The following is a 13,297-nucleotide window of genomic DNA, read 5'->3' as shown; positions in this document are numbered from 1 at the left end:
CGCGAGAGACGACAAACGCGCCGTTCTTCTCCACAGCGCCCATGTCCGCGAACCCGTGCCACAATGCCGAAGCCATCGTCGTTCTCTCCCAACTGGATACGTTCGAAATAGATTAGGTCAGTTCACGCGGAGTGCGGGAGGAAGAACCCGCTCGACCCACTGGGTTGCCTGCTCGAATGCGTAGGCGAGTTGGAGTACGTCCAAGTCGGCTCCGTGCCGACCGATGATCTGGATACCCATGGGAAGCGAACGATCGTCGAAGCCGACCGGCATCCCCGCAACCGGAACCCCGGCCATCGTCCAGGGAACAACCGTCTCCATCCACCGGTGATACGTGTCCATCGACCGCCCGTCGACGGTCTCGGGCCAGTGAGTGTTCTTGTCGAAAGGAAACACCTGAGCACTCGGCGCGAGAATGTAGTCGTAGGTTTCGAACATCTTGGTAATGGCCGACAGCCAGCCGTTGCGGGCCTCCGCAGCCTTGGTCACGTCGAGTGCCGAGAGGGTGACCGCATGCCCGAGTTCCCACAACAGTTCGGGCTTCATCAACTCACGCAAACTCGGATCGTTGTACTGATCGATCAAACCGAGCTGCGCCCACCAACGCCATCGCAGGAACAGTTGCCAGATGTCCTCGGGTTTGAAGTCGGGAAGCGCAGCCTCGACGCGGCACTCCAACTGTTCGAAGACCTCGAACGAGGATTCGCACAACTCGAGAACTCCAGGTTCGGTTGCCAGGTACCCGTTCCAGTCACCGACCCATGCGATCCGAGAGCCCTTCAGATCCCGTGCGAGGCTTTCGGCGAACACAGCGGGATTCTCACGAATCCCCAACGGTGCATAGGCATCCGGTCCCGCCATCGTGGAGAGCAGGTGAGCCACGTCGGTGACGGTTCGGCCCATCGGACCCACAACAGCGCCCTGAGCGATGAATCCCGTCTCCGGTATCCGACCCCAGGAAGGTCGAAACCCAACAACGTTGTTGAACGCCGACGGGTTTCGGAGCGAACCCATGTAATCGCTTCCATCAGCCACCGGCAGCATGCGAAGCGCCAACGACGCTGCGGCGCCTCCGCTGCTACCGCCGGCAGTGCGCGAATTGTCGTACGGCGACACCGTCGTACCCCACACCGGGTTGTACGTCTGCGATCCGAGCCCGAACTCCGGTGTGTTCGTCTTGCCGATCACGATGGCACCGGCAGACTTGATCCGCTTGACGAACAGGTCGTCCTCTTCGGCGATTCGATCCGCGAACATCGGCGACCCGGACGTGAACGGCAGACCCTTGGCTGCCGAAAGATCCTTCACCGCATGCGGAAACCCGTGCATCCAACCGAGATACTGCCCACTCGCCAACTGCGAATCACGCTCGCGCGCCTCCGCCGTCAACGCTTCCCGATCCCGCAATGCGACGATCGCGTTCACCGCCGGGTTATGTACTTCGATCTGATCGAGGAAGCTGTCCATCACCTCGACACACGACACTTCACGCCTGCGTATCAGACCACTGAGCGTGACCGCATCGGCCATGACGAGCTCGCGATTCTCGGGCGCACCGGAAACGCTCTCGTCGACAGGGTCAGCAGCATGAACCATCGTGAATCCTTTCAAGCAGTGAAGTGGGTTGCGCCGGCAGAATCTCGGTCGGATTCGCCGCCACCGGCAACTGATTCGAGGACGAATTACCGGTGGCGGCGCGCGACTGTCGAAGTTTCCAGCGAGGTTCTTACCGGCTACTGACCGAGATCGACGATGGCGGCGACAGGGCCGCCGCCCTCGGGGCCCTGATGCGCTGCCGAGACCGAGACGAACACTGCCGGATCACCGGTGACAGCTGCCGTGACTCCACCTACGCACGACTTGATCTGGCGGTGCCAGTGCACATCGGAGTCGTCGAGCATCGCATTACGACGGCCGCGGACCGTTCCGTCCTGGCTGGCCTCGCACTTCAAGAACACGTTGACGAGTTGACCGTCCAGGTCGCTCGAGTGCGGCCGCTCCGGAAGTTCGAGTCCGGCGTCACGGATCGCCGCCCAGATGCCGTCCTGGTCGAGCGGATCCTTCATCACGCTGTGGCCGATCCGGTAGCGTCCGCCGACGCCACGTGCGTTACCGACGACAACGATCTGAGCACGGTCCAACTCGACGCCGGACGAGCAGGATGCAACAGAGGAGAAGAGCTCGCGGCTGTGCATGACATCCTCGTCGGTCGGCATGTCGATTTCGCCGAGTGCAACCGCGATTCCGAGCGCCGTACCGCCGTTGGACAGGTCCATCGACTCATGAGTCTGTTCGGTCCACACGGTCTTGCCGCGACTCTTGGCGTCACGGATGGTGTGGATTGTCAGCAACGGAGTCTTGGTCTGTACGTAGTGCACGTCGGCGGGATCGGTGATTCCGGCATCGGCCATCGCATCTTTCACTGCCGCAGCTACTTTGGTGATCATTGCGGTACGACCGATGTCCTCGGGCAGCAGCTGCTCACTCATGGCGACACCCACGGTCAGTCGCGGCTCGTCGGTCTTGGTGACCTTGTCTGCCGGTACCGTCGCGAAGATCGTCGCGTGCGGGCTGATCACACCGTCCGTGCCGCCTGACCAGACGATCGGCACCTCCGCCACCTCTTCGGGGCTGCGATTACCCTTGGCGGAGAGAACCTCTCGAAACGCTCGGTCCGCGATGATTCGCGTGTAGTCGTTGACGCCGCCGTTACCCTCGGTTTTGCCGATGACTGCAATGACGCGGTCGGCCTCGAGGACACCGTCGTCGATCAGCTTGGCGAGCTCACTGGCGTCGGAGACGCTGTGTAGCGGAACCTTACGGACCTCGATTGCTTCGGGCATTGGCATCTCCTTGTATAGGGAATCGTGGAGGCAAAATTGGGCCTTGACAGCTCCTGGCGCCCAGCCCAGCCGAGCGGTTCGGAACTGCCATGCCGACCACGCTATGACGACTCGAACCCTTCGGCATCGTCAATAGTTGCCCAAACGAAAACCGCGATTGGTTATTTCGACTCCAATTCACCGGTTGTGCGCCGCCCCATCGGTTCTCACTTACGATTCGACCATGGACACCACTGTTGTCGACCATCCGCTGGCGGCATCGCTGCTCACGACCATGCGCGACGCTCGCAGCGACAACGCAACTTTCCGGTCCGCCTTGCGCAGACTGACCCATATGTTGGTCTACGAGGCCATGCGCGGCGCAGAAGTGGAACAGTTCGACATCGAGACGCCAGTTGCTCCGACGCTGGGAGTGCGGCTGGCAAATCCACCGCTCCTGGTACCGGTCTTGCGAGCAGGCCTCGGCATGGTCGAGCAGGCGAGTGCCCTTATTCCGCAGGCAGGTGTCGGTTTCGTGGGAATGGCACGAGACGAGAAGACACACCAACCGGTTCCGTATCTGGAGTCCCTGCCCGCTGATCTGTCGGGCACCCCCGTCTACGTCCTCGATCCGATGTTGGCGACCGGTGGATCCATCATCCGCACAATCGATCTGCTCATTGCACGCGGAGCCACCGATGTGACTGCAATATGTGTCGTCGTGGCTCCGGAGGGGATCGAAGCACTGAGGAACTCCGGACATCCAGTCAGGCTCCTCACTGCGAGCATCGACGACGGCCTGAACGAAAATGCTTTCCTGGTACCTGGACTCGGAGACGCGGGCGATCGCCAATTCGGACCACGGTAGTTGGCAGACATACGGAGAACCACTCATTTCGAGAGGCTATTTTCGTCAACTGTTGACAATGTTCGTCGCGTGATCGAGCGTAGTCTCGCGACATGGATAGATCTGCCAAATATTCGAGCGAAGAGCTTCAACATTTGCCAGAAGGTGGCGACTACAGACTGACGGTTCGGGATGTCCTCGAGCTGCCCAGTCTGCGTGGAGCCGAAGTCCTTGCCGGGCACGGGGGCTTGCGCCACCTCGTTCAATCGGTGAACGTGATGGAAGTACCGGACATCCTCGCTTGGGTGAAGCCGAACGAACTGTTGGTGACAACCGGGTTCCCGCTGCGTTACGGGCGAACCGGAGAGCTTCTCGACGATACAGATCTCAGCGACCTCGTCGACGGTCTCGCACGCCGAGGAGTCGCGGCACTTGCCGTTAAAACGGGCCGCTATCTCGACGAACTGCCGGAAGCCATGCTGCACATGGCAGAGCAGCGAGGGCTGCCGTTGTTGGTTCTTCCCGTCACCGCAGGATTCGACGAGGTGATCTCGGAGGTCTTCACCAAGTTGGTGGCGAAGCAGTCTGCGGCACTCGACATTGCCGATCGTCTTCACCGCTCGTTGACGTCGATCGTCTTGGAAGGTGGCGATCTACCCCAGATCGCCGCGGAATTCGCCGCGCTTTTCGACGTCAGCGTTCTCATCTGCTCGCCGGACGGAAGAGTGTTGACGGAGGCCGGAGATTCAGCCGCGCTGAACGCGCTTCCGTTGTTCGAAAGCACCGGTCGGTTCCTGACCGAACGGGTCGCTGTCGGTTTACAGAACGCGCCCAAAGGATTTCCTGGTCAGTTGGCGCTCACCCGGGTGGTGGCCGGCGGCACCGACCACGGCCGAATGGTCGCGTACGCCGGCACCCACGAACTCGGCGCAGTTGTCGTCCAAGCGCTGGAGCGAGCGGCCACCGTTGCTGCGCTGGCCGTCACCAAGCAGCTGGCAGTTGCGGCAGTGGAATCCAAATTCCGCGGCGACTTCCTCCGCGACGCACTGATAGGTGAAGCCGGCTCGCCGGCGGAAGTGAGCGCGCACTTCACCCAGTTGGGGTGGGATGTCACTCGTCCACTTGCCGTAGTGGTTGCAGAACTCGACGTCGATCACCCGGAATCCCAGCACGCGAATTCCACGCGCACGGACCAAGATCGACTCAGCGACGGCTGGCAACAAGTGGTACGCACCCACGAGCGGACGGCACCCTCCGTCGGGTTTCGACACGAGGTGGTCACGCTTTTCCCCACCAGCACCGACCGTGCGGTTCGGGACATCGAAGGGTTGGTGCGCAAGGTTGCCGGAGATCGCACCAGCGGCCGCCGCTCCTTCAGCACGGGAGTGAGCCGGGTGATCTACTCCCCGGCCGATCTACCTGCTGCCTACGACCAGGCCTGTACGGCCGTGGTCGTCGGCCGACGTATCAACGGGCCGGGCCAGATCGCGCACTTCGACGAACTCGGCGTACACCGACTCCTCTCGCTCCAGACGGACAAGAGCGAACTGCGTTCGTTCACCGATGACGTTCTGAAGTCACTGTCGGCGGACAACGCCGAAGCCGCAGATTTGCGTCTGACACTCCAGACGTTGCTCGACTGCAATTGCAATGTCGCCGAGGCGTCCCGGGCACTGCATATGCACTACAACACTTTGCGATACAGAATCGGAAAGCTGGAGAGCGTCGTCGGATCGTTCACCGACGACCCCGTCCTTCGATTGAACGTCTCACTCGCCCTGCAGGTCATGAAGATGCACGAAATGTCATGAAGATGCACCCAATAGGCTGACAGAGCGCCCCAATTACGGTTCGATACAACCGCAATCGCGCCATGCGTTGAGCGTTCGTCACTTCTTACCCACCACTGATACCCGTCATCGGCAAGGTTACCCATGTGCCGTTGACCGGTGCGCGCTTACGGTTCGAAAGACGGGCCGCACATACCTCCTTCAGTGGCCCTGGCCGATTTCTCGGTCCAGTGGACCGGAGTCGACCGAACTACGGAGGCCTCAACCACCAACTGGCTCAGCCAATTACACCAGAACACGGCGGTGCGACATGAACTCGACTTCGAAGCCTCACAACACAAGTGCTCGTAGTGGTCCGCTACACGACGTGATTGTCGTCGACCTCACGCGCGCACTCGCGGGTCCTCACGCGGCAATGATGCTCGGCGATCTGGGTGCCGACGTGATCAAGGTCGAATCACCTCACGGTGGCGACGACACCCGTGGGTGGGGGCCGCCTTTTGTGGAGCCCCCGCTGGAACCACCGAACACGCAACGGGAATCGACGTACTTCCTCTCCACGAACCGGAACAAGAAGTCGATCACGCTCGACCTCAAATCCGACAGCGGGCGCGCAACCCTCGAAGATCTTGTCTGCCGCGCCGACGTTCTCATGGAGAACTTCCGCACCGGAGTTCTCGATCGACTCGGATTCTCCACCGAGCGGCTGGCCGAACTCAATCCTCGACTGATCGTCCTGTCCATCAGCGGTTTCGGCCACGACGGCCCGGAAGGTGGTCGCGCCGGCTACGACCAGATCGCCCAGGGGGAAGCCGGACTCATGTCGCTGACCGGCTCGAGTCCGGACGACGTTCAACGAGTCGGAGTTCCGATCGCCGATCTTCTCGCCGGAATGTACGGGGCGTTCGGCGTCGTCGCGGCCTTGAAGGAACGCGAACAGACGGGGAGAGGCCGTGTCGTTCGAACGTCGCTCTTGGCCAGCGTGGTCGGCGTTCACGCGTTTCAAGGAACGAAGTGGACCGTCGCCGGCGAGGTAGGCACAGCGCAAGGCAACCACCATCCCTCCATCGCACCGTACGGACTCTTTCGTACCGGCGATGGCGCAGTGCAGATCTCGGTCGGCAGCGAAAGCCTGTGGAGAAGATTCTGCGAAGGGTTCGAACTCGATCCCGACGCCCCCGGTATGGCAACAAACGCCGAACGCGTCGAGAATCATTTCCAGGTAGTCGAATTGATCGAACGTACCTTCAAACCGTACTCGCGTGACGAGCTTCTGACCGAACTCGACCGTATCGGAATACCGGCAGGACGGGTTCGGACGATCTCCGAAGTGTACGAATGGGAGCAGACCCGATCACAGGGATTGCTCGTCGACGTCGACCACAGCACGCTCGGCAACATCACACTGCCCGGGCCGCCGCTGCGATTCTTCGATCCGGACGGAACCGAAGTGACGGAGACCCGGCACACCGCACCGCCGGTACTCGGTGAAGACACTGACGAAGTCATGTCGTGGCTACAAGGATTCACCCGATGAACCGCCTGACGGCTCGCGACTTGCTCGACCTGGTGATCGATGCCGGCACCTGGGAGTCGTGGGATACCCCTCCGATCCCCGTCGCGACCGACTCCGATTACGCCGAAGCACTTCTGCGGGCGCAGGAGAAGACCGGGCTCGACGAGTCCGTCCTGACCGGAAGCGCCTCCGTCCGAGGCCGCCGTGTGGCAATCATCGTCTGCGAGTTCGGTTTTCTCGGCGGATCGATCGGCGTGGCGGCGGGCGAACGCCTCGTCGTCGCCATCCGTCGAGCGACGCAAGAGCAGCTGCCCCTTCTTGCGCTTCCCACCTCCGGAGGAACGCGTATGCAGGAGGGGACAACGGCATTTCTGCAGATGGTCAAGATCACCGCGGCGCTCATCAAGCACAAAGAAGCGCACCTGCCCTACATCGTCTACCTCCGAAACCCCACCACCGGAGGCGTATTCGCGTCCTGGGGGTCACTCGGTCACGTGACGATCGCGGAGCCAGGAGCCCTCGTGGGATTCCTCGGCCCCCGGGTGTTCGAGGCTTTGTACAACTCACCTTTCCCCGTCGGTGTCCAGACAGCGGAGAACCTTCACGAGCACGGACTCATCGATGCGGTGCGGCCGCCAGACCAGCTCGCCGAAATCGTCGACCGCGCATTGCGCATCATCACCTCGAGACGTCGTGGGTACTCGTTGCCGAGTGACCCGTGCTCGTACGATTGCCCACCCGATACGTCGGCGTGGGAATCCGTCGTCGCATCCCGACGCGAAGACCGACCGGGAATCCGGGAAGTGTTGCTCAATTCCGCCTCGGACATGCTCCCGCTCAACGGAACCGGCCAAGGCGAGAACGATCCCGGCATCATGCTCGCGCTCGTTCGCTTCGGCGACATGCCCTGCGTCCTTCTCGGACAGGACCGACGCGGACAGACTGCTCACTCCCCACTCGGCCCCGGCGCTCTGCGGGAAGCTCGGCGAGGGATGCGGCTTGCCGCAGAGCTCGACCTGCCGTTGGTGACGATCATCGACACGGCAGGCGCGGCACTGTCGAAGGAAGCCGAAGAAGGTGGATTGGCCGGCGAGATCGCTCGGTGCATAGCCGACATGATTTCACTCGAGGTCCCGACCATTTCCCTCCTGCTCGGGCAGGGCACCGGCGGCGGCGCCCTGGCACTGATTCCGGCCGATCGAGTGCTGGCGGCCCGCCACGGTTGGCTCTCGCCCTTACCTCCCGAGGGGGCGAGCGCGATCATGTTCCACGACATCACGCACGCTCCGGAGATGGCGGCCGGTCAAGGGATACGGTCCTTCGATCTGCTCACGGGCGGCATCGTCGATCGGGTCATCCCCGAATTTCCCGATGCCGCGGACGAATCCGCCGCATTCTGCACTCGCGTCGGAGCGGTACTGCACTACGAGCTGAGCGTGCTCAGTGCTACCGATCCGACTGAACGGCTCATCACCCGCACCGAACGCATCGACCGTATCGGCCTGGTCGAAGCCAGCACTGCCGTCTGATCGATCAGCACACAGAACACAGAACACGCACACACCGCGAAAGGCCGGACATCCTCCAAGGAGGATGTCCGGCCTTCGACAATCGAGCACACTCAGCCAAGCGTCACGTGAGCTGCGGGGCGGGTTCTTCCCGTTCGCCGCCGGGAGCCTTCGAATCCGGCTTGTTCGGTTCCGGATTCTTCGCATTCAGCTCCGGGTTCTTCGAACCGATGAACTGGCACAGGTGGTACATCCCGATCACGACGATGGTGCCGAGCGCGATGCCGCTGAGCGAGAACGTGTCACTGAACTTCAGAGCCGTGTCGCCGATACCGATTATGAGGCCGGCCGCGATCGGCATGAGGTTGAGCGGATTGCCGAAGTCGACACCGTTCTCCTTCCAGATCTTGGCGCCGAGCAGACCGATCATGCCGTAGAGCACCACGGTGATTCCGCCGAGAACACCGCCGGGTGTCGCCGAGATGACGGCACCGAACTTGGGGGAGAAGCCGAGCATCATCGCGACGATGCCGGCGACCGCGTAAGCGGCGGTGGAGTACACACGGGTCGCTGCCATGACACCGATGTTCTCGGCGTACGTCGTGGTGGGCGAACCGCCGACGCTGCTGGCGATAGCGGTGGCGAAACCGTCACCGGCGAGCGCGCGTCCCATGTACGGATCGAGATCGTCGCCGGTCATCTCTGCGACTGCCTTGACGTGGCCGGCATTCTCCGCGATCAACGCGATGACACCGGGAAGGACCAGGATGATGAATGTCAGGCTGAACGACGGGGCATGGATGCCGACGATTCCGTTGGCCTCGTCCGAGAACGGGGGCAGGCCGAACCACGACGCCGACTGCACCGAATCCCAGTTGACGCGGAAGTGCTCGGTGATCTGACCGGTGCCTGCGTCGTACGAGGTGATCGTGCCCGAGACCCGGTCGAGGATCCAGGAGAGGACGTAGCCGAAGATCAGCGCGAGGAAGATGGCGATGCGCGCCATGAAGCCACGTAGCGCGATACTCATGACGATCAGGGCCACCATGACGATCAGAGCCACCCACTGGTCCTGCGGCCAGTACAGCCCCGCGACGACGGGTGCCAGGTTGAATCCGATCAGCATCACCACTGCGCCGGTCACCACCGGGGGAAGAACCTTGAATACGACCCGGCCACCGAGGAAGTGGATCGCGATACCGATGGCTGCCAGGACCAGTCCGGACACCAGGATCGCGCCGGTCACCTCTGCGGACGTTCCGCCTTGGGCACGAATGGCGGCGATACCGCCGACAAAGGCCGCCGACGTACCGAGGTAGCTGGGAATGCGTCCCTTGACCACCAGCAGGAAGAAGAGCGTACAAAAGCCCGACATCATCACGGCAAGTTGAGGATTGAGCCCCATGATGATCGGGAAGACGAACGTCGCGCCGAACATCGACACCACGTGCTGGCTGCCCAGCCCGATGGTTCTTCCCCAGCTGAGCCGCTCGCCGGGAGCGACCACTTCACCCGGTCTGATGTTCTTTCCATCTCCGTGCAACGTCCAAATCGGCATGATGGGACCTTTCGTGCAGAGGAAGGTGTCCGAACGCTGAGTGTGCTCCAGCTCACAAAACACCGTGACTGGAGTGAAACGCTATTACAGCGCAGGGGTATCGACGTGATGACAATCTGCCAGAACCCACGGACTCGGATTGGCAATATTAGTGATTGATGCCGCGCATCGCGGTTATCTTCAGTGCTAGAGACAGATCCAGCCGGAGCTCGGGTTGCGCCGTGAAGGGTCCAAGCATTTTCTCCAGCTTAACGACCCTGTAACGCAGTGTGTTGTAATGGAAGTGGAGCTTGCGCGCTGTCTCGGCGATGTTGATGTTGGTCGCGAGCAAGACTTCCAATGTCTTGCGCATGTCCTGCGCTTCGGCAGTTTCCTCCGTCAGTTCCCGCAGTGTCTCCCGCGCGAACGTCTCCAGCTCGTTTTCGTCCTCGACCAGACTGAGCAGTCTGTACACACCGAGATCGTCGAACTGAGTCACCGTCCACGGACCGGAGATCCGGCGTCCGACGGTCAGTGCGGTGCGCGCCTGACTGTAGAGCGCGGGGACGGCGTCGATCGCCGCTGTCGGCCGGGACACCCCGACACTGAACGGCCTTCTCCCGCCGCCACCTTCACCGCGAACGACCGTGACGAGGTCCCGCACCAATGCCATCGTGTCGGTGCCGACGCCCATGACGATCACCGTCTCGCCCGTCAGCGCGGTCACCGCCGCACCGGGATCGCGGTGGGCGATCGCCCCGGAGAACGCCATCGCCTGGCGATCGACGACGGGCAGCCGAGCGGGCGCCGCAGAGGCCGGTTCGTCGATCGGGTCCGGCTCGATCGAGACGATCACCAGCGGGCGATCGAAGTCCCAACCGAACGTCTTGGCGTGGGAGACAACGTGATCGTGGTCCCCGGCCCGGCCGAGGAGCAGGTCGTGAACGAAGTTGGCGCGATGGCGTTCTTCCACCGACGCCACGGCCTGCTCACGGGTGATGACCAACGCGCACACCGACGCCGCTCGCTCGACCAGGTACTGGTCGTAACTCGTCATCACGCGCTCACCGGTGAACAACGCGAGACGCCCGTGGTCGATGTGATTGGCGGAAATCGCGGACACCGCGATGAATTGACCGTCGAACTCGTGCAGACCCAACCCGCCCTCGACGGTGTCGGTCCGCAGACGACCGGTGGAATCGACGGCGGGACAGGCAGACAGATGCTTGCGCTCCGCGGCATCCCCGGCGCGGCAGATCTCGCGTCCGTCCGAGGTGGTGATCAGGGCGGCGCCCTTCATCTCCCGTGCGATGACCTCGGTCAATTGTGGGAGGCCACCGCCGCCCATCACGACGTCGACCAGCAGCCGTCGCAAGCGCTCGGCCCCGAACATGGCGTCGATCTGGGCCGACTCCGTCTGCTCACGGTCTCTCGCCGCAGGGTGATCGCACGCACCGTGAAAAACCAGGAGCGGGAAGCCGGCGCTTTCGGCCGCGTCGACCAGTTCCGGCGCGAGAGTGTCCCCGTCTGCGCCGAATTGGACGGCGAGCGCTGCAACTCCGCGCGTCGACAACCGTCCGACAAATGCTTTGAAGGTTTCGGTGACCCGGGCGAGGGTTTCCGGCGTGGTGATCAGCAACTGTCCGTGTCGCAGCCACGGTCCGATGTCCGGAACCGCCATGAATCCCACCCGGGCTACCGTCGGGTCTTCGGAGCCGCCGGCGACCTTTCGAACACCAGGAAGGAGCGGGGTTCGAAGAAGTTCGGAGAGAACAGCATTCACCTCGGATGCCGGTACGGCCGGGTTTGCCACTTGGCAGGCACCTCGATTTCATTCGGATCACGGAAGATGGTTCACGAAAGAAACGATCCTATCCCCACCGAACACAAGATGTCCGAATTCAGCGCAGTCGACTCAGGCCGTTCGATGCAGGGCGGTCGGATTCTCCTGAGGTGGCGGGTGGATCGGCCCCTGCAGATCCCGCAGTTCCAAACCGGATGCATTGCGCAGGGTCTTGGTCATCTCGGCGAGGATCGACACTGCAGTCTCCTCCGGCGTCCTGGCGCCGAGATCCAACCCGATCGGTGAGTGCAGACGCCCCAACTCGGCGTCGGTAACGCCTCGCTCCTTCAACAGCGCCACCCGACGCTCATGCGTCGCACGACTTCCCATCGCGCCGACGTATGCAGCCGGCGAACGCAGAGCGATCTCGAGCAAGGGGATGTCGAACTTCTCGTCGTGCGTGAGCACGGCCAGGACGGTTTTGTTGTCGATCGGTGCGGTTTCGAGGAACTTGTGTGGCCACATCACGACCAGATCGTGGGCGTCGGGAAAGCGCGCCCGTGTCGCGAAGACCGGCCGTGCGTCCACGACGGTCACTCGGTAACCCGCAAAGGCGCCCAACGTACACATCGATGCCGCGAAGTCGATGGCCCCGAACACGTACATCCGCGGTAGTGGCGCGAAGATCTCGACCAGCAGGTCGTGCTGCGAATCGATGAGGGTTCCCGCCGGCGCGACAAAGGCTACGGACTCACCGGTGTCCATCGTGCGCAACAGGATGGAGACCTCGTCCTCCGTGGCATCCAGATCCCCGCTTCGTCGGCCGTGCTCGACGACGAGGTGCCGCGCCGGCGCTCCCGGACGCACTTCGGTGACCACGACGACGGGCGTATCGGCTTCGATCCGTTCACAGACCTGACCGAACTCGACGAAATCGGCTCCGACGGCCTGGACGAACACTTCGATGGTTCCGCCGCAGGTCAGACCTACTCCGATGGCGTCGTCGTCGGAGACGCTGAAGACCTCGACGCGACTGGTGCCGTCGGCGAGAACCTCCTGGGCGATCTCGTACAGTGCACTCTCGATACACCCGCCCGAGACGCTGCCGACTACCTCCCCGGAGCGTGAGACGGCCATCGAAGCACCGGGCATGCGCGGTGAGGATCGCCAGGTACGGACAACCGTCGCCAGTGCAAAATCCTCGCCGCGGGCGTGCCACTGCGCCAGCTGAGTGGAAATGTCGCGCATCGCCTCGCCTCCCGCTTGCATCGCCGTCCGTAGAGAGTTCACGGTATCGGCCCACCGCAATCCTGCCTGTCACACAATGCGCCTAAATCCGGGCCCTGCAGTTGTGCAATGTCGCCGTCGCATCACCGTGCGCTCTCGACCAGTGTTGTCACCGAGCCCAGCCGAAAGCAGGCCTGACCTTCATTCTTCCCCTCTCCGACGATCACTGCAGCGGTAATTCACGCAGATGGTGCGACGGATCGAGTG

9 protein-coding genes are annotated in these 13,297 nt (G+C 62.5%); 4 read left to right on the top strand and 5 right to left on the bottom strand.

The window, feature by feature from the left end; genetic code table 11:
- Window positions 1–117: 117 nt before the first annotated feature.
- Window positions 118–1,596 (bottom strand): amidase, encoded by a 1,479-nt coding sequence (locus B0E55_RS07885; RefSeq protein ID WP_080909445.1) that lies wholly within the window; start codon window positions 1,594–1,596, stop codon window positions 118–120.
- Between the two features lie 137 nt (window positions 1,597–1,733).
- Entirely contained in the window at window positions 1,734–2,843 is a 1,110-nt protein-coding gene (locus tag B0E55_RS07880) for a ring-opening amidohydrolase (RefSeq protein WP_003946033.1), read from the bottom strand.
- A 223-nt stretch (window positions 2,844–3,066) separates the two neighbouring features.
- Here B0E55_RS07880 and upp point away from each other — a divergent pair, with 223 nt between their 5' ends.
- The 4 genes from upp (at window position 3,067) to B0E55_RS07860 (ending at window position 8,504) form a co-directional block, all read left to right on the top strand.
- Window positions 3,067–3,690 carry a uracil phosphoribosyltransferase gene (upp, locus tag B0E55_RS07875; protein WP_019746096.1) on the top strand — a complete coding sequence of 208 codons (624 nt, stop codon included), beginning with the start codon at window positions 3,067–3,069 and terminating at the stop codon, window positions 3,688–3,690.
- Window positions 3,691–3,782: 92 nt separating this feature from the next.
- Window positions 3,783–5,480: a PucR family transcriptional regulator gene (locus B0E55_RS07870; RefSeq protein ID WP_080909417.1), complete on the top strand. Its 1,698-nt coding sequence runs from the start codon at window positions 3,783–3,785 to the stop codon at window positions 5,478–5,480.
- Between the two features lie 289 nt (window positions 5,481–5,769).
- On the top strand, window positions 5,770–6,996 hold the full coding sequence (locus B0E55_RS07865; RefSeq protein ID WP_020909750.1) for a CaiB/BaiF CoA transferase family protein: 1,227 nt from the start codon (window positions 5,770–5,772) through the stop codon (window positions 6,994–6,996).
- Entirely contained in the window at window positions 6,993–8,504 is a 1,512-nt protein-coding gene (locus tag B0E55_RS07860; protein ID WP_080909416.1) for a carboxyl transferase domain-containing protein, read from the top strand. Before B0E55_RS07865 ends, B0E55_RS07860 begins: the two co-directional genes overlap by 4 nt.
- 103 nt (window positions 8,505–8,607) lie before the next feature.
- On the opposite strand, the gene B0E55_RS07855 is transcribed toward B0E55_RS07860, so the two are convergent.
- The 3 genes from B0E55_RS07855 to B0E55_RS07845 all read right to left on the bottom strand — a co-directional run bounded on the left by B0E55_RS07855 (window position 8,608) and on the right by B0E55_RS07845 (window position 13,051).
- Window positions 8,608–10,041, bottom strand: a complete 1,434-nt coding sequence (locus B0E55_RS07855; protein ID WP_020971407.1) for a uracil-xanthine permease family protein — start codon at window positions 10,039–10,041, stop codon at window positions 8,608–8,610.
- Between the two features lie 148 nt (window positions 10,042–10,189).
- Window positions 10,190–11,833: a PucR family transcriptional regulator gene (locus B0E55_RS07850; RefSeq protein WP_019746100.1), complete on the bottom strand. Its 1,644-nt coding sequence runs from the start codon at window positions 11,831–11,833 to the stop codon at window positions 10,190–10,192.
- A 102-nt stretch (window positions 11,834–11,935) separates the two neighbouring features.
- On the bottom strand, window positions 11,936–13,051 hold the full coding sequence (locus B0E55_RS07845; RefSeq protein ID WP_007735213.1) for an XdhC family protein: 1,116 nt from the start codon (window positions 13,049–13,051) through the stop codon (window positions 11,936–11,938).
- Window positions 13,052–13,297 lie beyond the last annotated feature (246 nt).

Source organism: Rhodococcus sp. 66b (assembly GCF_002076325.1).
In the GTDB taxonomy this organism is placed as follows: domain Bacteria; phylum Actinomycetota; class Actinomycetes; order Mycobacteriales; family Mycobacteriaceae; genus Rhodococcus_F; species Rhodococcus_F erythropolis.
Note: the sequence above shows the minus strand (reverse complement) of the source record. Positions and strands in the feature narration are given on the sequence as shown.